The sequence below is a fragment of the Oceanobacillus oncorhynchi genome, assembly GCF_000821065.1.
In the GTDB taxonomy this organism is placed as follows: Bacteria; Bacillota; Bacilli; order Bacillales; family Amphibacillaceae; genus Oceanobacillus; species Oceanobacillus oncorhynchi.
The window spans coordinates 3,699,040-3,723,652 of record NZ_CDGG01000001.1 but is presented as its reverse complement, the minus strand read 5'-3'; the positions used below and the strand labels follow the sequence as shown (position 1 = coordinate 3,723,652).

Genomic DNA, 24,613 nt, shown 5'->3' with positions numbered 1-24,613 from the left:
AACAGAAGGTGATTACATGCAGACAGATAAAGAAAAAAAGAGCCCAATCTCTCCTCATATTGATGATATCTATGCGTATATGAAAAAGAGGGTAGGCTTAGAAAAATCGTATGATTTGGGCTACAGGGAGACAGTCGTCCTGAATCAGCGTATCCAGATGTACTATGTAAATGGTCTTACGGATACCTCCGTTGTACAACAGATTTTAAGAGTAATGGTTGAAATCAATGATAATGAATCAGAAAGTGACAAGATTGGAAAAATCATTGAAAACCGGCTGGTCCATCAGCAGGTAGAACATGTTCAAACAATGGATGAAGCAGTTGATGAAGTACTCAGCGGTCTGATAGCTGTATTTATTGATGGAAAAGAATATGCACAAATTATTGATGTGCGTAATTATCCCGGAAGAACTCCAGAAGAACCGGATACAGAGAAAGTCATTCGTGGATCAAGAGATGGGTATACAGAAAATATTGTAGAAAACACAGCGCTCACCAGAAGACGCTTGCGGGATGAAAGTTTGCGGAATGAAATGATGAAGGTTGGCGAACGTTCGAAAACAGATGTTTGTATCACCTACATTGAAGATATAGCTAATCCGAATTTAGTAAAGCACTTAAAAAATCTGATTGGAAAAATTCAGGTCGATGGTATGTCGATGTCTGATAAATCATTAGAAGAATTTTTACTGGTTAAAAAATGGAATATATATCCGCTGGTTCGATATACAGAGAGACCAGATGTAGCGACAAGTCATTTATTAGAAGGTCATGTCATTATATTTGTCGATACTTCTCCCAGTGCCATTATTATTCCAACAACTTTTTTTCATCACTTGCAGCATGCGGAAGAATATCGGCAAGTGCCGACAATCGGTACATGTATTCGTTTTATTCGCTTTCTTGCTGTGCTGGCTGCATTATTTCTTTTGCCGACCTGGCTTCTGTTTGCGGTTGAACCGTCTTTGCTGCCGGATAAATTAAGTTTTATCGGGCCCAATGATGAAGGGAACATTCCAATAACCGTTCAGATTATTATTGCAACGATAGGGATTGAATTCTTAAGAATGGCAGCGATACACACCCCGACTCCTTTATCCACAGCGATGGGATTAATTGCAGCTGTTTTAATTGGGGAAATAGCGATTGAAGTCGGATTGTTTTCGCCAGAGGTTATTTTATACATTTCAACGGCTGCTATTGGAAATTATGTGACACCAAGTTACGAGTTAAGTGTTGCGAATAAGGTAGTTACAATTATTCTGGTCCTTGCGGTAGGATTATTCGGTTTTCCCGGCTATATGATTGGAATCACCCTTTATATATTTTTTATTGTTCAGATCAGATCGATGAGAACGCCGTATATGTGGCCTCTGCTTCCTTTTAACTTAAATGCAATGAAACAAATTATATTTCGGATGCCGGTTCCGAATAACAAACATCGCCCGAGTATTGTACATCCTCGTAATAACTATCGCCGTCCTTGAAACGATTATTCAAAAAGACAGGGGCATGATCGGTTTCCAGTTACTTGCCGCCTGTAAAATGGAGGGACTGCGAAAAGGAAATACAGCAATCCCTCAACCTTTGTTTATGACAGCTTATTGATTGTTTCATCTCCTTCTGGCTGAAGTATTGTTTTTTGCTTTCATTATTTACTGTCTTGTGATAAAGTATTTAATTATTTAAACAATGGGGGAAAAAGAATGATACTTGATGCACACCCCTTTACCGTCAATACAAAGGGACATTTAGAAATTGGTGGTGTGGACACCATCGAATTAGCAGAAAAATATGGAACACCTTTATATGTCTACGATGTAGAAATGATCCGAAAGCATGCCAGAGCTTTTGTACAAGCATTTCGTGATGCTGGAATTACCGGAAGGGTTGCTTATGCGAGCAAGGCCTTTTCAACTATTGCGATGCTACAGGTTGCCAAACAGGAAGGACTATGTCTAGACGTGATTTCTGAAGGTGAATTATATACAGCACTTCAAGCAGAGTTTCCTGCTGAAAGAATTCATATGCATGGAAATAATAAGAATGAAAAGGAAATCGCGATGGCTGTGGAGCATGACATCGGCTGTATCGTGATTGATAATTTTCATGATATTGCACTGTTGGACCAAGAGCTTATCAAACAGGAGAAAACGATGGATGTGTTATTCCGGGTAACCCCTGGTGTGGAATCAAAGACGCATAAATACATTATGACAGGGAATGAAGACTCTAAATTTGGGTTCGACCTGCAAAATGGACAGGCAGAAGCTGCTCTTAAGAAGGTGTTGGGACATCCGAGAATCCATCTGAAAGGCCTTCACTGTCATATTGGTTCACAAATATTTGAAACAAATGGTTTTCGAGCAGCAACGGCTATCCTTTTTGCTAAGCTGGAAGATTGGAAGCAGAAATACAAATTTGAAGCGGATGTGTTAAATTTAGGTGGAGGATTCGGCATTCGTTATACCGAAGATGACCAGCCGCTTCCGCTGGCGGAATATGTGAAAGATATGATTGACAGCGTGGAAGAAAATTGCGATAAATATAAGATGAAATTTCCAGAGATTTGGATTGAGCCCGGCCGCTCCATTGTAGGCGATGCAGGAATTACGTTATATACAATCGGATCTAACAAAAAAATTCCTGGTGTGAGAGAATATTATTCCATTGATGGCGGGATGACAGATAATATTCGCCCTGCACTATACCAATCAAAATATGATGCGGTGATTGCAAATCGTCCGGAAGCCAGTCCGGAAAAAGAAGTTTCTATTGCAGGGAAGTGCTGTGAATCTGGCGATATGCTGATTTGGGACCTTCCAGTGCCGCGTATTGAAGATAAGGATATCCTGGCTGTATTCTCGACAGGAGCGTATAATTACTCGATGGCAAGCCATTACAATCGTTTGACCAAACCTGCTGTTGTGTTTATTGAAGAAGGGCAGGATCACCTTGTCGTCAAGAGAGAAACATATCAAGATATTGTTAAAAATGATCTGTCTTATGATGGGATAAAGAGCTTTACTTGAACGGAATAAGTGGTAAAATAAAGTATAATTGTTTTTAGAAGGAGATTTGCTGAAATGAAAAAAGGTTATATCGAAATGGAAAATGGAAATAAAATTGAATTTGAATTGTATCCAAATGAAGCGCCGGGAACTGTAGCTAACTTTGAAAAATTAGCGAATGAAAAATTTTATGATGGATTGACTTTTCATCGCGTAATCCCCGGTTTTGTCAGCCAGGGCGGCTGTCCAGTCGGTAATGGTACAGGTTCTGCGGGATATACAATCAAATGTGAAACAGAAGGGAATCCGCATAAACACGAGGAAGGCTCTTTATCTATGGCGCATGCCGGAAAAGATACAGGAAGCTCTCAATTTTTCATTGTTCATGAGCCGCAGCCGCATTTAAATGGCGTTCACACAGTTTTTGGAAAAGTGACCTCCGGTGTTGAGCTAGCAAAAGCAATGTCTAACGGAGATGTAATGAAAGAGATTCGTGTCGAAGGATAACATTATATTTCTCGCTTCATCGTTATCGTTTTTTTTACTTAAATTTTAAAATGGTGCTTTTCATTATATTGGAAATGCGTTATACTTTCAGAGTAAATACTGATTAAAATTTAAAAGGATTACCATACAAGAAATTTAATGAGGGGTAATTATGTTAATTCGCTTTAAAAGAAACTTAGAAAAAATTGCTATGGGCTTATTATCATTTATGCCTGAGGAAAAAGATGTAAAAAAATTGCAAGAAACGATTCGTGAATATGAAGAAAATGAAGATTTGCATTTACATTTGTGGAAAGAAGGCGATGATGTCCTCGGAGCAATCGGCGTACAAATCGTGGATGACAATCAATTGGTTATTAACCACCTTACCGTGAATCCATCTCATCGGGATCATGGAATCGGTTCACGAATGATTGCTGAGATTCATCGTATTTATTCAAATAAATACGAGATTGTGCCCTCTGAAAGTGTAAAAGCCTTTTACGAGAAAGCAAAAGATGATGATAAAAGCCAACCCTGATACGGGTTGGCTTTTCATTCGTTGCAAAGTCTATTTATTTCAAGTATTTTAGTACCAAGCTGCTCCTACAATTACTAATAAAATAAATAGTACAACGATTAAAGCAAATCCACCTGCGTAACCACCAGAATAACCACTCATTTTATTTCCTCCTTTTTAGTTCAATCCATAAATGTTTTGTGCTAACATTTATATTACGTTATAACTTATGTAAGCTGAGCAAATAGTGTATGGGCTTTTGCAATTAAATTATTACTTTTTAAAGTAAATGATGGATTGTTTTGGTCAGCTTGAGAGGAATTACAGCGATGATTCAAGGATATGAAGTTAAATTAGAAAAATTTGAAGGGCCATTAGATTTATTGCTTCATTTAATAAATCACTATGAAATCGATATTTATGACATTCCGGTTGCTCAGATTACACAACAGTATATGGATTATATTCATACGATGCAGCATTTGGAATTAAATATTGCCAGCGAATATCTGGTAATGGCTTCTACCTTGCTGGCAATCAAAAGCCAGATGCTTCTTCCCAAGCAGGAATTCGAAGAGGAAGAGATGGATGAAGCATATATGGAGGATCCCCGTGAAGAACTGATGCAGCGTTTAATTGAATATCGAAAATATAAAGAAGCTGCGGAAGCATTAAAAGAAAAAGAGGCGAAAGAGCAGCAGGTCTATACGCGCTCGCCAGTTGTTTTTGATTTTAAAGATGTTCTGCCTGAAAATGTGAATGCAGGGAATGCTTCTGTTTTTGATATGATTGGCGCTTTGAAAAAAATGATGCAGCGAAATCAATGGAAAGAGCCGCAAGATACCGTTATCGAACGAACGGAAATACCGATAGAAAAACGGATGGATGAAGTACTGCAGCAGGTTAAAAGCAGTAAAAATGGCATTGCATTCTATGCTTTATTTCCTGTTCCTACGAAATCATATATCGTATCCACTTTTGTAGCTGTTTTGGAATTAATGAAAAAAAGAGAAGTATATGCAATCCAAGAAAATCATTTTGAAGAATTATATGTTTATAGCATGGAGGAGTCATCGTGGAATTAGATTATTTAAAAGGGGTTGCGGAAGGCCTGTTATTTGCCGGCGGTGATGAAGGAATAACCGTGAGCGAGCTGAGCAATGTCCTTGATGTTTCCTTAGATGAGGTTCGTCAAATTGTAGATGAGCTTCAAACAGATTATAAAGAACAGAATCGGGGGCTGATGATTCTCAATGCTAATGGGATGCTCAGCTTAACAACCAAACCGGATCACAGTGAATATTTTAAGAAATGGGTTATTCAGCCCAAGCCAAGCAGGATGTCTCAGGCTGCGTTAGAAACATTGGCAATCATTGCTTATCAGCAGCCGATCACACGGACAGAAATCGATGAGATACGGGGTGTCCGCAGTGAAAGACCTTTGCAAACCTTAGTATCCCGGATGTTAGTAGAGGAATGTGGAAGAAAAGAAACAGTCGGCCGCCCGACTCTTTTTAGAACAACAAAGGAATTTCTCACCTTTTTTGGTTTGTCTACGCTTGAAGAGTTACCGGAATTAGAAACCTCCTTAGACTCTGAAGCGGATGCATCCGATGTTGATTTATTTTTCGACCAGTTTCCGAACGAGTAAATAACAAAACCTTACAGATAAGTGATTCCCGCTTATCTGTAAGGTTTTTTCTTTCCCCAATATACATAATAGCTTGTTCCTCACATATAAATAAACAAGAAGCATGTTATGACTGGCTGGCAGACAAGGAGTTAGAAATAATGCAGTGTTTAATGAGGAGGAGCCAAGCTGATGCGTTTGTTTATATGGATAATTGTCATTATCATTAGTTTTTTATCATTCCCAATTCATGGACATGCTGCGGTAAATGTATCCGCACAGCATGCTATTTTAATTGAACAGTCCTCAGGCAGAGTTTTATTTGAAAAAAATGCAGAGGAACCAGCTTCAATAGCAAGCATTACTAAAATAATGACTGCAATTATTGCTGTGGAGTCTGGAAAAATGAATGAACAGGCGACGGTTTCCAGAAATGCCATTTATACAGAAGGCTCATCAATTTATCTAGAGCAGGGCGAAAAGATGAAGCTGACAGATTTAGTGTATGGACTGATGCTCCGTTCAGGTAATGACGCTGCTGTAGCAATTGCGGAGCATGTTGGCGGAAGTGAAGAAGGATTCGTCTATTTAATGAATGAAAAGGCTAAATGGCTGGGGATGGAGAATACACACTTTGATAATCCACATGGGTTAGATTCTGATACACATTATTCAAGCGCTCATGATATGGCGATTCTCATGCAATATGCAATGGAAAATCCAATTTTTCAAGAGATAAGCGGGGAAACCAGTTATTTATCGGAGAACAGGACGTACCACTGGCAAAATAAAAACAAGCTGCTGACCTATTTTTATGAATATTGTACTGGAGGGAAAACAGGGTACACCAAGCAGACAGGCCGGACGCTTATTACCACTGCGGAGAAGGATGGAATGGAGTTAATTGCAGTAACACTGGATGCTCCAAACGACTGGCAGGATCATATTTCGATGTTTGAATGGGGATTTGACCAGTTTGAAATGAAAGAAATCGATATGAACGGGGAAACGATAACAAATAGGGAGACAACAAAAGATACTGTCCAGGTACCGCTTTATAAAAATAGGCATGATGACTGGGCAAAGGATGTTTATCTCGAACAAAACCGGCCGGTGCTTCAGACAAGTAATGCGCATCACGTGCATCATGAGGAAGATTTGTTGAGTGAGGTAATGCATGTATTTCATTCGATAATAAGGTGGGATGCAAATGATTAATTGGATTTGGATCTGCATGGCTGCCATTGGAATTATTTATGCAATGTTTTCAGGCAATATGGAAGCGGTGAATGAAGCTATTTTTGAAAGTGCCGCACAGGCGGTTACGTTGGCTATAGGATTGATTAGTATCCTGGTATTTTGGCTGGGCATGATGCGCATTGCGGAAGAAGCGGGTATTTTACGGGGACTTGCCAAAATTTTTCGTCCGCTTATTTCGAAAATATTCCCGGAAATACCTAAGGATCATCCGGCGTTGGGCTATATTTTATCTAATTTAACTGCAAATATGTTTGGGCTGGGCAACGCTGCTACCCCTTTAGGAATTAAAGCAATGGAGGAAATGAAAAAACTAAATAAGCATTCAGAAACAGCATCTCGTTCAATGATAACTTTCCTTATTTTAAACACCACCGGACTGACACTAATCCCCACAACGGTTATCGGTATCAGGATGCAATACGAATCTGCTTCTCCTACTGAAATTGTCGGAGTGACGTTATTGGTTACCTGTATTGGTACCATTGCCGGACTGATTATTGATCGGTTTTTTTATTATAAGAGTACGTGGAGGAAATCATGATGGGGTTTATCAGTGTAATTAGTATTTGGATGATTCCTTGTTTTATTTTGTTCATTATGATCGCGGCAAGCATGAAGAGATTACCGGCATATGATTTGTTTGTGGAAGGAGGAAAGGAAGGCGTAAAAACAGCTGTTTCTTTACTCCCTTTTTTAGTAGGAATGATTACTGCTATTTCGATATTGCGCAGCTCCGGGGCGTTAGATGCGTTTGTAGATATATTATCTCCTCTGCTAGCCTTTATTGGTTTTCCAGCAGAAGTTTTACCCCTTGCACTCATCCGCCCAATCTCCGGAACTGCAGCGTTAGGGATGACAACTGAAATCATTGCCACCTACGGGCCGGATTCTTTTATCGGGACAATTGCTTCGGTTATGCAGGGAAGCACGGATACTACCTTATATGTACTTACCATCTATTTCGGTGCAATCGGTATTAAAAAAATTCGTTATGCACTGCAGGCAGGATTATTAGCTGATTTAATTGCTATACTTGCAGCTGTATTTCTTGTTACAATGATGTTTGGGTAAATAATCAGCTGAAGTGGAAATACCTTTTCCCTAAAATTATACTTTCCCAACAGATAAAATAAGGCTATGATGAAGATATGTGAAAAAATATCTTTATCATAGGCTTTCTTATTTTTGTGAAAACAGCAGATTATTAGGTATAACAAGTGAAAATAGTATAATATAAGAAAGCGATACATGGATTGGAGCTCGGATATCAGTTACAGTATGTTATCCATTTTGGGGAAAATAAAAGAAAAAGATAGGAGATTTATATGTCAAAGCATGAAGAAAGATTACAAAAGGTTATTGCTCAAAGCGGAGTGACATCCAGAAGAAAGGCTGAGCAATTGATTCTTGATGGAAAAGTAAAAGTAAATGATCAAATCGTTACAGAGATGGGGGTAAAGGTAACCTCCCAGGATAAAGTAGAGGTAGATGGGGTTCCGCTAGAAAAAGAGGAATTTGTATATTATTTGCTGTATAAGCCTAGAGGGGTCATCTCCAGCGTGAAAGATGATAAAAATAGAAAAGTAGTTACCGATTTTCTTCCGGAAGTCGAAGAACGCATTTTTCCGGTTGGCCGGCTGGACTATGATACATCAGGAATATTACTGTTAACGAATGATGGGGAATTCGCTAATCAGCTGATGCACCCAAGTAAAGAGATTAATAAAGTGTATGTAGCAAAAATCAAAGGTATTCCTCATAAAAAGGAATTGTTAAAATTACGGAAGGGTGTTGTATCTGATGGAGAGAAATTAAAAGCCGTCGATGTTCATATGCTTTCCAATGACAAAGAAAAGAAAACTTCCATTATTGAATTGACGCTGCATGAGGGCAAAAACAGACAGGTGCGAAGAATGCTGGAAGCGATTGACTTTCCAGTAATGAAACTGAAGCGTGAGCAATATAGCTTTTTGACACTGCACGGATTAAATGCCGGTGAATATAGAGCACTCACGCCGAAAGAAGTCAATCAGCTTCGGAATATGTCCACAAAATTGTAAGATAATATTCAAATTTAAACGCTTTAGTCAATGTTATAATGAGTTGGGAAAGGGGGACGGAAAACTATGAGCAGGGAAGAAAGAGATATTCAAAAACAAAAAAAGAAACGAAATCGCTTCATTTTTCGTTCTTCTATATTAGTTGTGTTGGTTGGCGCAGTCATATTTGCACTATTTTCAAATTCAAAGGACGAGGATGAGATATACCGTGCAGGCGACGCTGCTCCTGATTTTCAATTGACTCAAGTAAATGACGCAGTTGATGAAGATGTTACACAGCTCAGCGATTTCGAAGGCAAAGGGGTTATGCTAAACTTTTGGGCAACATGGTGCGGACCGTGTAAAGACGAAATGCCGTATATGCAGGAATTATATCCGAAATACAAGGAAAAAGGCGTTGAAATTGTAGCAGTCAGTCTAGATGGAACCGAATTAGTTATTGATAATTTTATTGAAGATTATGGGTTGACTTTCGCTATTCCGCATGATACAAATTCGGATGTCAGAGACTTGTATCGAATCAGGCCGATGCCGACAACCTTCTTCATTAATCCGGATGGTACGATAAATGAGGTTGTCCAAGGAGCTTTGACATTAGAAAGATTAGAGGGGCATTTAGACGCAATCACACCGGATGCATCATGATAATCCATGAGAATGGGGGCAGACAATGAATAAAATAAAATGTGAATGCGGCCACATGAATCCTGAAGGTACCGTATTATGTGAAGCGTGCGGAAAACCGGTAGAGGGAAATCAGCATATCGACGGAAATGATGATAAAAAACTGTTGAATATGCGATATGATGGCAGTGCCCGCCGTTCACAAACATATCAGAAATCAATCATTGATAAGATTTGGAGTTTTTTCTCTTCTGTAAAAGTAGGGGTATGGCTGATTGTTTTAGCGTTAATTGCCTCGATTATGGGTACGATTTATCCGCAGGAACAATTTATCCCGCAGGATGCTGTATCAAGAGACCCTGCCATTTTTTATGAAGAAACGTATGGTATTTTAGGGTTGATGTATTATCAGTTAGGATTCCATCATATGTACAGTTCTTGGTGGTTTATCACTTTAATCGCGTTAATAGGTATTTCGCTGGTCATAGCCAGCTTAGACCGTTTTGTTCCGCTATACCGGGCATTAAAACATCAGAAGCCTAAAAAACACAAGAAGTTTTTATCCAGACAGCGATTATACAGTGAATCAGCTAATGCAGCTGATGCGGATGTAGACAAGCTGGTAAAGAGTTTAAAGAATTCCAGATATAAAATAACAGAAAAAGATGGCCATATATTAGCTGAGAAAGGCCGGTTTTCAAGATGGGGTCCTTACGTAAATCATATTGGTTTAATTATTGTATTAATTGCAGCTATTTTGCGTACGACACCTATCATGTTCTCTGAAGATTATATGTGGCTTCGTGAAGGGGAGCAGAGAGTTATTCCCGGCACAGATAACCAGTATTACATAGAGAATAAAGACTTTATTGTGGAAACACACAATGGAGAAGGAGAAGACGGTTTTCAAGAGGGATCTGTTGATGATGAAATTGCAACGAATTTCCAGACCGATGTTGTTATTTATGAAGCAACGAATGCGGATATCGTTGGTGCTGAACCGGAGCTGGAGCCAATTCTTGATTACTCAATCCAAATGAATAATCCGGCAAAATTTGATGGATACACCTTATATCAACAAGGTTATCAGTTAAATGAATTTGAAAATATGACTTTTTATATTCATGAAGAAGATGATGAAACGCAAGAATCTCTAGGCTCTTTCACGATTGACTTAACTAATCCAGACCGGGTGTATGAATTAGACAGCGGTTTCCAGGTAGAGTTAACGAATTATTATCCAGATTATATTATGACGGAAGAAGGAACACCGGCTTCAGAAACAGACTATCCCAGAAATCCGGCATTTGTAGTGACTGTGTATCCTCCTGATTCAGAAGAAGGAGAGGTCAGCTTTCTTGGAATTGGCATGAATGTAGATGCTACAGGAGAGAACCAATACAAAGTAGCAATTGACGGTGTGGAATTCAGGGATGTCAGCGGTATTACAGTTAGTTCCGATCGGACGCTTCCTTTCTTTTTAATTGGTGCTATGATCTTTATGATTGGGGTTATTCAGGGAATGTACTGGCAGCACCGGCGTATTTGGATTAATAAACAAAAGGACAATACACTGCTTCTCGCAGCTCATACAAACAAAAACTGGTTCGGACTCAAACGTGATATTGAAAAAGCAGTAGAAGGTACGAATGTCACTATGGTGAAAGACCAGCAGGAGTTAGATGAGTAAAAATGAAATGGTTGAGAAAGGATTGGAGGTAAATGAATGGGTATATACAGTGTTAGCAGTACCGCCCTGCTTATTGCTTTTCTTTTATATTTGGTTGCCACCTTCTTTTTTGGAGGAGCAATTCGTCAAAATAAAAACGAGCGTCATCAGAAAACAAAAGCAGGGACTATCGGTTTAGTTATTACAATAATTGGTTTCGCTTCGCAGCTCGTATACTTTATAGCAAGATGGGTGATGACTGGTCATGCGCCGGTGAGTAACCTTTTTGAGTTTACAACCTTTTTAGGGATGTCGATGATTTTAGCATTTATTATTATTTACATCTACTATAAAACAGCGTTTTTAGGGGTATTTGCTTTACCTTTGGCTACGATTATTATTGCATATGCAAGTATGTTCTCGTCAGATGTGGCGCCATTGGTAGCGTCTTTACAAAGTTATTGGCTCCCAATTCATGTTTCGACAGTATCTTTGGCACAGGGCATTTTATTTATCAGCTTTGTTGCCGGATTAATGTATTTAATTCGGCAGATTGACCAAACCAGAGCAACACTGCGTAATACCATGCTGGAACTAGTTATTTATGGTATCTTTTTATTTGTTGGATTTATTGTCATGACAAGCATATTTAATGCTGTTTCGTATCAAGCAACCTTTGAAGTGGAAGGGAACGGACAGCAAACCGTTGCGGAATATCATCTTCCGCCTATTGCAGCCCCTCAGGACAGCACGTTATTATCGGAAAATGTTATGAGTCCGTGGTTTGAAGTGCCTGGCTGGATGCATGGTGATGATGCAGGCAGAAAATTTAATACGGTGATTTGGTCATTCTTTGGAGGAAGTATTATTTATGGAATTGCCTTTTTAATTTCCCGCAAACGAATCGGGAAAAGACTGCAGCCTCTTCTGAAAGGGGTCAAACCGGATATGCTGGATGAAATTATGTATCGTTCAGTGGCAATCGGTTTCCCTGTCTTTACTTTAGGCGGTTTGATATTCGCGGCGATTTGGGCCCAGATTGCCTGGGGAAGGTTCTGGGGCTGGGATCCAAAAGAAGTATGGGCATTAATTACCTGGCTTTTTTATGCAGCATTCCTGCATTTGCGGCTATCCAGAGGCTGGCATGGGGAAAAATCAGGCTGGCTTGCGGTTGTTGGTTTTGCCATTATTATGTTCAATCTGATTGTCGTAAACCTGGTCCTTGCCAGTCTGCACTCTTACGCATAATGTAAGTTGCAGAAGGATGCAGGAAGGGTGTGCGATAGAAAAGAGAATTGTTATCACAGAGCTGGTAGCAATTCTTTTTTCTATGGACATAAATTTAATAGGCGTCATAACAGAGAGGAATGCTCTTAATTCCTTAACTTTTCAAACGGGTTCGTTTATAATGCTAATTAGAGTTGATATGAGGAGTGAAATATAAATGAGTGAAGCACAGAAATTATTAGTGGTAGATGATGAAGAAAGAATTCGACGTTTAATAAAAATGTACTTAGAAAAAGAGGACTTTGAAATAGATGAAGCGGCAGATGGGAAGACTGCCTTGGAAATGGCTCTGCAAAATAATTACAGCGCTATTATTTTAGATATTATGATGCCGGAAATGGATGGCATCCAAGTATGTGAGGAGCTGAAAAAAGAAAAGGATACACCAGTTATTATGCTGACAGCTCGCGGAGAAGAATCGAATCGTGTGCAGGGATTTGAAGTAGGTGCAGATGATTATATTGTGAAGCCGTTCAGCCCGAGAGAAGCAGTATTACGGGTGAAAGCGATTCTGCGCAGAGTTTCTAACTTGAATTATCAGCAATCCGATACGACTGCCAAAAATCTATTAGTGTTTCCACACTTGACTATTGACCATGATGGACACCGGGTTACAGCAGATAATCAGGAAGTCAGCTTAACACCAAAGGAATATGAGCTGCTTTGTTTTCTGGCAAACTCTCCGGATAAAGTATTTAATCGGGAGCAATTATTAAAAGAAGTATGGCAATATGAGTTCTTCGGCGATCTTCGTACAGTCGATACACATGTGAAGCGTCTACGCGAAAAACTAAATTCTGTTTCTTCCGAAGCTGCGAAGATGATTGTGACAGTGTGGGGAATCGGCTATAAATTTGAGGTTGAACAAGACTGATGTTTTGGAAAAGCGTTGTCGGAAAATTATCATTAACGATTTTATTATTAGTATCCTTTGTGTTATGTGTATTGATGTTTTTTTTAATGCAGTTCTTTGAAAATTATCATATACAAGAAGCTGAAAATGATATGTCACAAATGTCTGAGAAAATTTCTTCGTTGGTAGATTCAGATTATGATACGGAATTTATTGAGGATGCAACAGAAATGCTGAGAGATCCTTCCAGCCGTGTTGTCATTTATTATGCTGATGAGGAACAGTGGATTTCGGGCACTGAGGATACGGATTTGGATTTTATTAATGAATCGTGGATAATAAACGATGCAGAAGCACAAAACTTGACCAGCCAGGTGGCATCACAGAGTTCACAAGGATTAGTCGTGGACGAAAATGAGGTTATTTCGGTAGGCTCTCCTCTAGAGGACGGCGGGGCAGTATTTGTATTTAAATCATTGGATATGATTAACGAAACAAGAGATCAGACAACCAAGCTGATTTTATTGAGCGGCGGAATTGCTATTCTCTTAACAACTTTTTTTGCCGTATTCTTATCATCCCGGGTTACAGCACCATTAATTAAAATGCGGGAGGCAGCTTATAATTTGACCCGCGGGGAGTTCAACACGAAAGTACCTGTGCTGACACGGGACGAGATCGGTGATCTAGCGATTGAATTTAACCGGATGGGAAGCCAGCTTAATTATCATATTCAAGCTTTGAGGCAGGAGAAAGAGCAATTATCAAGTATTGTAAGCTCCATGGCCGATGGTGTCTTTACATTGAACAGAGATGGTGAAATTGTTGTCATCAACCCGCCTGCGGAAGCGTATTTAGATAATTGGAATTATGAGCATAAACAGGGAGAACATAAAGAGAGACAGCTTCCGACAAAACTCAAGGATGCGCTTAATGAAGTGATAGCTGAAGAAAGAGCGGTTTTAAAGGAGTCTGTTCTACAAGGAAGGAACTATGTGATGCTCGTCACTCCTTTATATGATGAATCTCATGTCCGCGGCTGTGTTGCTGTTATCCGTGATATGACAGAAGAGCGCCGCCTTGATAAATTGCGCAAGGACTTTATCGCAAATGTGTCACATGAATTACGTACGCCTATTTCCATGCTTCAAGGGTATAGTGAAGCCATCGTTGATGATATTGCCGAAACAAAAGAAGACAAGAATGAGCTGGCTAAAATTATTTATGAGGAATCGCTCCGGATGGGCAGACTAGTTAATGAATTACTTGATTTAGCACGGATGGAAGCAGGGCAAATCCAGCTCCATGTTGATTCTGTTGCTGTTCAGGCCTTTGTAGAGCGTATTGTTCATAAATTTCAAGGTATCGCCCAGGATAACGAAGTGGAGCTCACCTTAACGTTAGATATGCATGAACAAATCGGGGAGATGGACGCGGATCGTATCGAACAAGTATTGACCAATTTAATTGATAATGCCATTCGTCATTCGGAAAAAGGCGGAAAGGTAGAAGTACATGCGCTTAGTAATTCCGATTTCCTTCATGTGGAGGTAGAAGACAACGGCAGCGGCATTCCGGAGGAGGATCTGCCATTTGTTTTTGAACGTTTTTATAAAGCGGATAAATCAAGAGTAAAGAAAGAGAAACAGGGAACTGGCCTGGGACTTTCTATTGCCAAAAATATTATTGAAGCCCACCAAGGGAAAATTCAAGTGAGAAGCAGACTGGATATTGGCACAACTTTTAGTTTTGAAATACCTATGAAACATTCCTAAAAAAGGAAAGATATGATAATATAACGGTATATTTAAATATCTATTGAGAGACGGGAAGGTCGCCTCAGTTGGCATGCCTTCTCTTTCTCCAGCTCTATATATTAAAATAAAGAAACGGCAGCGGACAGGGTACTGATATAGGTTCACAGCCGGTCAGACTTTCTTTACGAATAAGATGGAGCTGGCTATAGGGGGGAGATAAGAAATGAATAAGTGGCTGAAGTTTTTAAGTATTATGCTGTTATCCTTCGTTTTTCTTGCGGCATGTGGTAATGATGAGGGAGCTGAAGAAAATGAAAGCTCTAATACTTCGGTAAGCACCAATGAGTCAAGCGGAGAAGCTCAGGAACTTGCCGAAGATGAAGTACGTATAACGATAACGATTGATGAAGGAAACGAGAATGTATCAGAAGAGGTCGTACAAGTAGAAGAAGGAGATATTCTTTTGGATGTGATGAAGGATACTTTCTATGTAGAGGAAGACAGCGGCTTTATTACTTCTATTGAACGTGTATCAGATGATGCAGATGAAGGAAAATATTGGATGTATTTTGTAGATGGTGAAGCTGCAGAAGTCGGCGCTGGAGAATATGAATTGAATGGCGGCGAAGAAATTATCTTTGATTTACAATCGATGGAATAAGAAATGAACACATACAAGCTGACATTACTTGCACTCCTTGCAACACTGGCTGTTGTAGGCAGATATGCGTTTCAATTTATCCCTAATGTTCAGCCTGTTACCGCAATTATTATTTTAACAGGTATTTTCCTTGGACCAATGTCAGCTGTTATATTAGGAATATTAGTAGTATTTCTTTCTAATATGCTGCTTGGAATGGGAATCTGGACTGTCTGGCAAATTATTTCATGGTGTGTCATTGGCATAATCGCAGGTATCATGGGAATCACTTGGAAAAGAGTACCATTTATTTTTATAATTATTTTTTCTGTGGTCAGCGGTTATTTTTACGGATTTATTATTTCTTTAACCACGTATCAGGTAACAGGATATTTTTGGCCATATTATTTGGCAGGACTTCCTTTTGACACAGCACATGCAATTGGTAATGCAGTGTTTATCACTCTTTTATATCCATTGCTTCATGCATTATTTCAAAGATATGCCAAAAATAGATTTCGAATAAAGGATTAACCGGTAAACGATCGAAAAACTGCTAAACGGCAGCCTTTTCGGTCGTTTTATTGTTTATTTCTTTTCCTGTACCAGACAGATAGAACAATAATAAAGAAAATACATGTCGCTAAGCTGGCTATTGCGAAGAAAATGGAAGTTTGAAGTAAATTAGTGAAGGAGTAGAAAAAGCCCATTGCTATTAAAGCAATGAAAACATACGCTTTTTTCTTATCCTTTCCAGACACGCATTTTATCGAAGTGCAGCTGACTGCAAGGCTCCAATATCAAGAAAGAATGTAAGTGAAACTATCTGGCTGGGGAAAACATGGAAAGCGTATTGTTTTCGCCAACGGTGGCATTAATCTGACAAACTTAGTTAAAGTAGTCTCATTCAGCAGAGGTGAAAATCCGCTTGAAAGAAATATCATTTATCATCCTGCATATATAAACATCCATCCATTCGTGATATACTTTTCTATGAAATCAAATGAATTTTTATGATATAAAAACAGGAGTCAAACAAATGTCTATATTTTTAACCTATGAAGAAATTCTGCTCAAATGCGAGGAGATAAATGCAAAATATGAAATAAACCAGGAACGATTTGATGAAATCGTCGATGGCATCCTGGTTAAAGAAGATGTGTCAGCGGATGATAAAATTGCTCAAGCATTCGCTCAGCTGCTTCAGGCGGTAAGTGAAGAAATCAGTGATATGGAATCGACAGCTGATCTTATGCCAACATGTCAGATGGGCTGTGCTTTTTGCTGCTACTTTCCAATTATTACAAATAAGATGGAAGCTATGCTGATCAAAGATGCTATTTCTAAAATGCCTGCAGATCGAAAGCATTTTATTGAAAATCATCTTAGCGATTATTATCAAGTTTATGAAGAAAAAGTAGAGCAGCTAAGTGGCATCGATATCATTTCTGATCCAGATGCAAAATACAAATACAAAAAAGAGCAGCTCCCATGCCCATTTTTGAACTTGAAAACGAATGCTTGTATGGTCTATGAAGTACGCCCGCTGCCGTGCCGAACCTATGTGAATTATACGAATCCCAAAGTCTGTGCGGATAATATCATGCCTAAGGAAACCATCAGTTATGAATTTCTGTATCAGGAATATATGGGTGCAATGAATGAATTATTACAATACCTTTATGAAAATGACAGGATAGAGAAAATGGATTATCCTGGAGATTTGTATCAAGAGGGTTTATTAATCAATTGGATGAAAGAGTCTGTATTATAACTTTTTAAGAGAATGCTTTTGTATGAATGGTGGTGTCAGGATGCTTTTTCAAGGGATTCTTATTGAATGTTTCCAAAAAATAAATCAAGAGCGTACAACCTCCAGTGTTTACAATCTTTTAATCGGGAAAAAAGCCATTCAGACTATACAGGATGCCAGATTTTATCATATTGCTGACTACTACGGCATTTATCCTGATTTAACGAAAACAGACTATTATCAACAGCTGCAACAATTACTGGAGAGGAATTATTTGCTGGCGGATGACGAGCAGAGGCTGCAAATAACAAAAAAAGGACAGGAGTGGCTTACAGCCAATAAAACAACGCTTGCTGGATTTTATGGTTCGACTTACAAAAACATGATTGAGTCCTTCAAGCAGCGGTTTCTGCTTTTCATTCAGACCTTTACAAACATTGCTAAGAACGAATATCGATTCATTCCTATTACAGATAATCACGAAATCGAACAATTTGTAAAAGGCTTTTATAAACAATATAAGCATCGTTCCATGGTATTGCTTCAGCAGCTGTATAAGGAATTAGAACATGCCTTATCGATGGTGTCTGATTTAGAAGCCTCGATGTTTGTTGACCGTCTGACGAGTTTTTCTTCTTATGGAAGCAGTTTGCAGCAGCTTTCCCAGGATTATCAGCAGTCTATTCCAGATTGTTATTTAACCTTGCAGAAGGTGTTTTATCATTTATTATACGTACAGGAGTATGGCGAAGAATATTCAATGCTTAAGCTTTTCGCTAAAGACTTGGGTACTGCGGATACACCTTTAAGCCAAACAGCACAATTTACACGCCGGTTATTGAAAAAACAGCATACTTTTGAGGAAATCATTCAAATTCGCCGGTTAAAAGCAAATACGATACAGGATCATTTTGTGGAGATTGCCATGCATGAAGAAGCGTTTCCTTTTTTTGATTACTTAGATTCAACGATTTACGAAGAAATTAAAGAAGTTGTACATAAAAAGCAAACCTATCGTTTAAAAGAAATTAAAAATAATGTTCATCCGGATATCAGCTACTTCCAAATTCGCTTGGCACTGGTCTTATATAATAAATAGGGGGTGAGAATCATTCACTTAGAAGAAGCATTACATCAACATTTTAATTATGATTTCTTTCGTCAGGGACAGAAAGAAATCATTTCTGATGTCCTGCGTGGAGAGGATGTCCTCGGCGTATTGCCCACCGGCTCTGGTAAATCTATCTGCTATCAGCTGCCTGCAAAGCTGTTAGATGGCATCACCCTTGTTGTATCACCGCTTATTTCTTTAATGGTCGACCAAGTAAAGGAATTAAAAGCGGCTTCCTTTAAAGAAGTAATTGCTTTAAACAGTTTTTTACCTTTTCAAGAACAGCAGAGAATATTAAAAAATTTAGATGCTTACCGGCTTATCTATGTTTCGCCGGAGTGGCTGCAAAAAAGTGCACATTTAAATTATTTGAAACAGCTGCCTGTTAAATTGTTTGTCGTCGATGAAGCGCATTGTATCTCACAATGGGGACACGAGTTTCGGCCAGATTATCAGCGGCTGCATGAAGCAATAGCAGCATTAAATCATCCGCGGGTATTAGCGCTGAGTGCTACAGCAACTCCAGACGTGCAAAGAGACATTATCCAGAGCCTGCATAAACCAGATATGAAAAAGCATATCTATCCAATGGATCGGAAAAATATTGCTTTTTGTGTAGAGGAAGCAGAAAATGATCAAGAAAAATTAGAGCGCATTACAGAAATTATTGCATCGTATGCTGTTCCCACATTAATCTATTTTACAAGCAGACAGGCTGCAGAGGAGGTTGCTTTGTCTCTGGCCGCCAAGCATCCGGAACGAAATATTGCCTATTATCACGGAGGAATGGAAGCAGCAGAGCGCCTGCGGGTCCAACAGCAATTTATGAGCAATCATATTGATATCATCTGCTGTACAAGCGCATTTGGAATGGGAATTAATAAACCGGATATACGGCTGGTCATCCACTACCATCTTCCACTTCAGATAGAGTCATATATTCAAGAGGTAGGCAGAGCTGGGAGAGATGGAAAATCCAGTGTCGGTATGATTCTTTATCAGAAAGGTGATTTTCGTCTGTCGGCGAACATGGTGAAAAATGAACTGCCGGCGATAGAGAATATAGACCATCTGGTTTCGACGATTGTTGCCCTTCAGCGTCAGCATATGGATTTACCGTCTCCAGAACAGCTGCATATGCTTTTGGATATCAACGAAGGAGCAGCACGTTTTATTCAAAGACAGCTCCAAAAGCATGGGCTCCTTCGCGATAATGAATGGTTGATAGATGAAGAGAAGTGGAAGCAGGTTAGAGTTAGTGTCATGAACTATCTGGAGAAAAGACAATTATATAAAAACAAGAAGCTCAATGAATTGTATCAATGGATCCAGACAAAGAATTGTTTGCGGAAAACACTTTACCATCCTTTTCAAAATGGATTTGAGAAGCCGTCTGATCAATGCTGCAGCAATTGCGGATTTGATTGGAGTAAGTGGATGCCTTCATCGTCTTTCAAAACTGCAGAAGCCTCTTATCCTGTGAACTGGCGTAAAAAACTTCAGCGAATTTTACATTTGGAAGAGGTATAAGATGAAACAATATGACCTGTTAAAGCAAATGTCCGTCAAAGAGCGAAGGATTCAATTATTTTTTTCACAAGGTTTATTATTCCTGATAGCGATAATTATGAGTTTTTTCCTTTTTGATTCCTTTTTCGATTGGATGCACCTTTTCAAATGGGATACAAAAGAAATTTTCATCTTTGGTTTTTTATCTGCTGTTATAATTGTTTTAATTGAAATTGCTATCGTGTATACAATGCCAAAAAAGTGGTGGGATGATGGCGGAATCAATGAACTTATATTTAAAAATCAGCCGATTGGTTTTATTTTTATATTCACGCTGACGGTGGCCATTTGCGAGGAACTTCTATTTAGAGGTGTTGTCCAGACAGCTTTTGGGTATGTATTTGCAAGTATTCTTTTTGCTGCTGTTCACATACGATATATTAAGAAGCCTGTTCTATTTTCCGCTGTATTAGCCTTAAGTTTTTATATCGGCTGGGTTTATGAACATACAGCTAATTTAATTGTACCTATTGTCATGCATTTTTTTATTGACTTTCTACTTGGTTTAGTTATACGGTTAAACAAATGAGGTGATGGCATTGAGTTCCAAACAAAATGATCAGGCAGAAGCATTAAGACAAGCTATTCAAGATATAACAGAACATAAACCGGAAGAAACCAGACAAGCAGGCTCAGATGAGGAAGAACAATTGGAACAGGCATCTGTTGAAATAGATATATTGAATCTTCCTCCAAGAAATGAAGTACATAAAGGCAACCATAAAATGCGCTGGAAACTGAATCTTCCATTACTGCGTTTTATTTTCATGGTTGTGGTTCTTCTGGCACTTGCCGGTGTCTTTCTTTGGTTTACTTAAATTAAGACAAGCATCATATCATTCAATAATCACATAAAATGTTATAATAAATGTACAAGCATAGGAAGAATATATATAATGAAACTTCATTCACCAGAAGTTTTTGCTTATCTCTGTGATAAACAGGTTTATATAATAAATAAACGCTATGCTCATTTATAACCCATTTTCAAAACGATACAAGCAGGTTATGTTCATCATTTGAAAATAGTGCATATATTAATATAAATACTTGTTGCAAAAGTGAAGAAGATAAGGGGGATGCAGTATGCGGATCGAACGAATTTCAACAGACCAGTTTAAAATTTTTCTCACGTTCGATGATCTAATAGAAAGAGGATTTACCCGTGAGGACTTGTGGCATGATGCATCTAATGTTCGTACGCTGTTTAGTGATATGATGTACGAAGCAAGCAGTGAACTGGGAATGGAGTTTGAAGGAATGTTACTTGTACAGGTGCATCTCATGCAAGCTCAGGGAATGCATATTTTTGTTACCCATCAATACGACGATGCCGATATTGAAATAGATGATGAATATATTGAAATGAAAGTGACACTTGATGAAAGCAAAGAGCTTATATTTTCATTTGATGACTTTGAAGATGTAATTGCTGTGGCCGGTTATTTACCGAATATGCATATCAAAGAATCGAATGTGTATTTTATGGAGAACCGTTATTTTATGATGCTGGATCCTTATGTGCAAACAGCCCGGCATAAGGAAAATATTATAGGACTGATGTCAGAATTTGCTCATCCAAGTATCTTAACTTCCCATCGTTTACAGGAATACGGCAAGATTATTTTTGAAAGCGACGCAATAGCTAAAATCAATCATTATTTTGCTTCCTAAAAGGATGGACAAATGGGGAAGCAGAAAGCCCCTTGTTTGATTAAAAACTTCTCATCCAGCCGGTCACCTCTTTCATTGCATATTTTGTATGAAAGTGTATACTAAACCATGAGTGAGTAAAACATTGATATAATGGTAGGGGGTAAATATTAATGGCAGGCGATAAAGCAGGAGATGCTTCCCAAGCTAAAAAACAAGAAAATACGGATGTGTTAAATTCAACGTTATCTATTGTGGAAACCGCATTAAATAAACTTGGTTACCCTGAAGAAGTTTTTGATTTATTAAAAGAACCTTTGCGTATGCTTACTGTTCGTATTCCAGTCCGTATGGACGATGGTAAGGTGAAAGTCTTTACCGGTTATAGAGCTCAGCATAATGATGCGATTGGTCCGACAAAAGGCGGCATTCGTTTCCATCCGGATGTTACGGAAACAGAAGTGAAAGCACTTTCGATATGGATGAGTTTAAAAGCCGGGATTGTAGATTTGCCTTATGGCGGAGCAAAAGGCGGTATCATTTGTGACCCGAGGGAAATGTCTTTTAGAGAACTGGAAGCTTTAAGCCGCGGGTATGTTCGGGCGGTAAGTCAGATTGTCGGTCCGACAAAAGATATTCCGGCTCCAGATGTATTTACAAATTCACAAATCATGGCATGGATGATGGATGAATATAGTAAAATCGATAAATTGAATAATCCTGGTTTTATTACCGGAAAACCAATTGTTCTCGGCGGGTCTCACGGCAGAGAATCGGCAACAGCTAAAGGGGTAACGATTGCTTTAAATGAAGCGGCGAAAAAGAAAGGCATCGATATCAAGGGAGCCCGGGTCGTTATTCAGGGATTTGGGAACGCAGGAAGCTTTCTATCAAAATTTCTGCATGATGCCGGAGCAAAAGTTGTCGCAATCTCAGATGCTTATGGGGCATTACATGACCCGAATGGTTTAGATATTGATTATCTGCTGGATCGCCGTGACAGTTTTGGAACCGTAACTAAACTATTTGATAAAACGATTACAAACAAAGAATTATTTGAGCTGGACTGTGATATTATTGTTCCGGCAGCGGTACAAAACCAAATTACAAGAGATAATGCACATAATATTAAAGCCTCAATTATTGTAGAAGCAGCCAATGGCCCGACGACAATGGAAGCAACGAAGATCCTTACCGACAGGGATGTCCTTATCGTTCCGGATGTTCTGGCATCAGCCGGGGGAGTTACAGTATCCTACTTTGAATGGGTACAGAATAACCAGGGCTTTTACTGGACAGAGGAAGAAATCGACAGACGATTACATGAAATCATGATTAATTCTTTTAACAATATATATCATATGGCAAAAACAAGAAAAATTGATATGCGGCTGGCAGCTTATATGATAGGTGTAAGGAAAATGGCTGAAGCTTCCCGTTTTAGAGGCTGGGTTTAATTCATAAGGAAATAAATAAAAAACTCTTCCATGATAAGAGTTTTTTATTTGTGTAGAAGAAAAGCTTTTGTATTGCGATGCAGTCTGCTTCGTTGTACGATAGTAAATGAAAAATTTTTACGTGATAATATAGAATAAATCAGCGATTGGTTCTCTGATTAATAGCGGATGAATCGTTTTTCTAAGTGATGGATGAAGGAAGGATAAGAAATGCTAGACGAAAAAATTATTATTATTGGAGCTGGACCATGCGGAATGGCGTGTGCTTTAGAGCTTCAGCAAAAAGGCGAAAACCCTTTATTAATTGAAAAAGGAAATGTTGTTCAGACAATCAGCAACTTCCCGACTCACCAAACGTTTTTTAGCTCAAGTGACCGTTTAGAAATTGGCGGTGTCCCATTTATCTCTGAAAATAAAAAGCCGGTGCGCAATCAGGCAATGGTCTATTATCGGGAAGTTGCCGAACGAAATGAACTGCGTATAAATGCGTTTGAAACATTAGTGTCTATTGAAAAAGATGAAGAGCATTTTTGCTTAAAAACTGTTAAAAATAATGGAAGTGAGAATGAATATCGTGCGGAAAAAGTAATTATGGCTACTGGATATTATAACCAGCCTAACTACTTAGATGTCCCAGGAGAATCATTGCCTAAAGTAACCCATTATTTTAAAGAGGCACATGAATTTTTTAATCAAAAAGTTGCTGTTATCGGCGGTAAAAACTCTTCTGTAGATGCAACGCTGGAACTGCATAAAGCCGGGGCAGATGTCACCGTCATTTATCGTGGAGATATCTATTCGGAAAGTATTAAGCCATGGATTTTGCCAGAGTTTGAATCACTTGCCAGAAATGGGAAAGTGGATATGGTTTTCGGCGCATCTGTAACAGAAATAACCGATACGCATTTAACTTATGAAAAAGAGGGGCAGGAAGTAACGATCGAGAATGACTTTGTCTTTGCTATGACAGGCTATCGTCCGGATTATAGCTTGTTAAAGCAAGCTGGTGTGGAGATTAATCTGGAGAATGGCAAGCCTGTTCATGATGAGAACACGATGGAAACAAATGTGAAAAATTTATATATTGCCGGCGTAGTAGCTGCAGGATATGATAATAACAAAGTATTTATTGAAAATGGACGTTTCCATGGAGAGCAAATTGCTGCATCTATCTGCTCCAGATAATGACATGCTTTGGAACAGATAAAGCGGGAGGCCTGTTCTTCCTCTCGCTGCCGCATGCAGCTTGAACTTTATTTCAGTAAAAATTA

General features: G+C 38.8%; 26 protein-coding genes. 25 read left to right on the top strand and 1 reads right to left on the bottom strand.

Going from position 1 to position 24,613, the window contains the following annotated elements; all coding sequences use genetic code 11:
* Window positions 1–16: 16 nt before the first annotated feature.
* The 4 genes from BN997_RS17850 to BN997_RS17835 all read left to right on the top strand — a co-directional run bounded on the left by BN997_RS17850 (window position 17) and on the right by BN997_RS17835 (window position 4,040).
* Window positions 17–1,489 (top strand): spore germination protein, encoded by a 1,473-nt coding sequence (locus tag BN997_RS17850; protein WP_042534234.1) that lies wholly within the window; start codon window positions 17–19, stop codon window positions 1,487–1,489.
* Window positions 1,490–1,708: 219 nt separating this feature from the next.
* Entirely contained in the window at window positions 1,709–3,034 is a 1,326-nt protein-coding gene (lysA, locus tag BN997_RS17845; protein ID WP_042534232.1) for a diaminopimelate decarboxylase, read from the top strand.
* A 54-nt stretch (window positions 3,035–3,088) separates the two neighbouring features.
* Window positions 3,089–3,520, top strand: coding sequence for a peptidylprolyl isomerase (locus BN997_RS17840; RefSeq protein ID WP_042534229.1), 432 nt, complete (start codon window positions 3,089–3,091; stop codon window positions 3,518–3,520).
* Between the two features lie 151 nt (window positions 3,521–3,671).
* Window positions 3,672–4,040, top strand: coding sequence for a GNAT family N-acetyltransferase (locus tag BN997_RS17835; protein ID WP_042534228.1), 369 nt, complete (start codon window positions 3,672–3,674; stop codon window positions 4,038–4,040).
* 48 nt (window positions 4,041–4,088) lie between these two features.
* Here the strand turns inward: BN997_RS17835 and BN997_RS17830 are convergent, their stop codons facing one another.
* Complete coding sequence (locus BN997_RS17830) at window positions 4,089–4,181, bottom strand: YjcZ family sporulation protein (RefSeq protein ID WP_040981479.1); 93 nt, start codon at window positions 4,179–4,181, stop codon at window positions 4,089–4,091.
* Window positions 4,182–4,348: 167 nt separating this feature from the next.
* Here BN997_RS17830 and BN997_RS17825 point away from each other — a divergent pair, with 167 nt between their 5' ends.
* The 21 genes from BN997_RS17825 to BN997_RS17715 all read left to right on the top strand — a co-directional run bounded on the left by BN997_RS17825 (window position 4,349) and on the right by BN997_RS17715 (window position 24,527).
* On the top strand, window positions 4,349–5,104 hold the full coding sequence (locus BN997_RS17825) for a segregation/condensation protein A (protein ID WP_042534226.1): 756 nt from the start codon (window positions 4,349–4,351) through the stop codon (window positions 5,102–5,104).
* Window positions 5,095–5,670: an SMC-Scp complex subunit ScpB gene (gene scpB / locus BN997_RS17820; protein WP_042534224.1), complete on the top strand. Its 576-nt coding sequence runs from the start codon at window positions 5,095–5,097 to the stop codon at window positions 5,668–5,670. The genes BN997_RS17825 and scpB overlap by 10 nt, the downstream gene beginning before the upstream one ends.
* Before the next feature lie 171 nt (window positions 5,671–5,841).
* The gene (locus tag BN997_RS17815; protein WP_042534222.1) at window positions 5,842–6,867 is read left to right on the top strand and encodes a D-alanyl-D-alanine carboxypeptidase family protein; all 1,026 of its coding nucleotides are present in this window, start codon (window positions 5,842–5,844) and stop codon (window positions 6,865–6,867) included.
* Window positions 6,860–7,450: a nucleoside recognition domain-containing protein gene (locus BN997_RS17810; RefSeq protein ID WP_042534221.1), complete on the top strand. Its 591-nt coding sequence runs from the start codon at window positions 6,860–6,862 to the stop codon at window positions 7,448–7,450. Before BN997_RS17815 ends, BN997_RS17810 begins: the two co-directional genes overlap by 8 nt.
* Window positions 7,450–7,980 carry a spore maturation protein gene (locus BN997_RS17805; protein ID WP_042534219.1) on the top strand — a complete coding sequence of 177 codons (531 nt, stop codon included), beginning with the start codon at window positions 7,450–7,452 and terminating at the stop codon, window positions 7,978–7,980. The genes BN997_RS17810 and BN997_RS17805 overlap by 1 nt, the downstream gene beginning before the upstream one ends.
* Window positions 7,981–8,234: 254 nt before the next feature.
* Entirely contained in the window at window positions 8,235–8,969 is a 735-nt protein-coding gene (locus tag BN997_RS17800; protein WP_042534217.1) for a pseudouridine synthase, read from the top strand.
* Window positions 8,970–9,035: 66 nt separating this feature from the next.
* Window positions 9,036–9,614 carry a thiol-disulfide oxidoreductase ResA gene (gene resA, locus BN997_RS17795; protein ID WP_042534215.1) on the top strand — a complete coding sequence of 193 codons (579 nt, stop codon included), beginning with the start codon at window positions 9,036–9,038 and terminating at the stop codon, window positions 9,612–9,614.
* Between the two features lie 25 nt (window positions 9,615–9,639).
* Window positions 9,640–11,283 (top strand): cytochrome c biogenesis protein ResB, encoded by a 1,644-nt coding sequence (gene resB / locus BN997_RS17790; protein ID WP_042534213.1) that lies wholly within the window; start codon window positions 9,640–9,642, stop codon window positions 11,281–11,283.
* Between the two features lie 36 nt (window positions 11,284–11,319).
* Window positions 11,320–12,510 carry a c-type cytochrome biogenesis protein CcsB gene (gene ccsB / locus BN997_RS17785; RefSeq protein WP_042534211.1) on the top strand — a complete coding sequence of 397 codons (1,191 nt, stop codon included), beginning with the start codon at window positions 11,320–11,322 and terminating at the stop codon, window positions 12,508–12,510.
* A gap of 196 nt (window positions 12,511–12,706) precedes the next feature.
* Window positions 12,707–13,423, top strand: coding sequence for a response regulator transcription factor (locus BN997_RS17775; protein ID WP_042534207.1), 717 nt, complete (start codon window positions 12,707–12,709; stop codon window positions 13,421–13,423).
* A complete protein-coding gene (locus BN997_RS17770; protein ID WP_042534205.1) occupies window positions 13,423–15,177 on the top strand; it encodes an ATP-binding protein in 1,755 nt (584 codons plus the stop codon). The genes BN997_RS17775 and BN997_RS17770 overlap by 1 nt, the downstream gene beginning before the upstream one ends.
* A gap of 205 nt (window positions 15,178–15,382) precedes the next feature.
* Window positions 15,383–15,820 carry a DUF4430 domain-containing protein gene (locus BN997_RS17765; RefSeq protein ID WP_042534203.1) on the top strand — a complete coding sequence of 146 codons (438 nt, stop codon included), beginning with the start codon at window positions 15,383–15,385 and terminating at the stop codon, window positions 15,818–15,820.
* A gap of 3 nt (window positions 15,821–15,823) precedes the next feature.
* On the top strand, window positions 15,824–16,333 hold the full coding sequence (locus BN997_RS17760; RefSeq protein ID WP_042534201.1) for an ECF transporter S component: 510 nt from the start codon (window positions 15,824–15,826) through the stop codon (window positions 16,331–16,333).
* A 505-nt stretch (window positions 16,334–16,838) separates the two neighbouring features.
* Window positions 16,839–17,573 carry a YkgJ family cysteine cluster protein gene (locus tag BN997_RS17750; RefSeq protein WP_042534197.1) on the top strand — a complete coding sequence of 245 codons (735 nt, stop codon included), beginning with the start codon at window positions 16,839–16,841 and terminating at the stop codon, window positions 17,571–17,573.
* A gap of 40 nt (window positions 17,574–17,613) precedes the next feature.
* The gene (locus BN997_RS17745; RefSeq protein WP_042536277.1) at window positions 17,614–18,651 is read left to right on the top strand and encodes a YpbB family protein; all 1,038 of its coding nucleotides are present in this window, start codon (window positions 17,614–17,616) and stop codon (window positions 18,649–18,651) included.
* A 3-nt stretch (window positions 18,652–18,654) separates the two neighbouring features.
* Window positions 18,655–20,193, top strand: a complete 1,539-nt coding sequence (locus BN997_RS17740; protein WP_042534196.1) for a RecQ family ATP-dependent DNA helicase — start codon at window positions 18,655–18,657, stop codon at window positions 20,191–20,193.
* Window position 20,194: 1 nt separating this feature from the next.
* On the top strand, window positions 20,195–20,761 hold the full coding sequence (locus tag BN997_RS17735; RefSeq protein ID WP_042534195.1) for a CPBP family intramembrane glutamic endopeptidase: 567 nt from the start codon (window positions 20,195–20,197) through the stop codon (window positions 20,759–20,761).
* Window positions 20,762–20,771: 10 nt separating this feature from the next.
* Window positions 20,772–21,050 carry a hypothetical protein gene (locus tag BN997_RS17730; RefSeq protein ID WP_042534193.1) on the top strand — a complete coding sequence of 93 codons (279 nt, stop codon included), beginning with the start codon at window positions 20,772–20,774 and terminating at the stop codon, window positions 21,048–21,050.
* Window positions 21,051–21,318: 268 nt separating this feature from the next.
* Entirely contained in the window at window positions 21,319–21,906 is a 588-nt protein-coding gene (locus tag BN997_RS17725) for a genetic competence negative regulator (RefSeq protein WP_042534191.1), read from the top strand.
* A gap of 152 nt (window positions 21,907–22,058) precedes the next feature.
* Window positions 22,059–23,342 (top strand): Glu/Leu/Phe/Val family dehydrogenase, encoded by a 1,284-nt coding sequence (locus BN997_RS17720; RefSeq protein WP_042534190.1) that lies wholly within the window; start codon window positions 22,059–22,061, stop codon window positions 23,340–23,342.
* 210 nt (window positions 23,343–23,552) lie between these two features.
* A complete protein-coding gene (locus tag BN997_RS17715; RefSeq protein WP_042534188.1) occupies window positions 23,553–24,527 on the top strand; it encodes a YpdA family putative bacillithiol disulfide reductase in 975 nt (324 codons plus the stop codon).
* The last annotated feature ends 86 nt before the right edge of the window (window positions 24,528–24,613 follow it).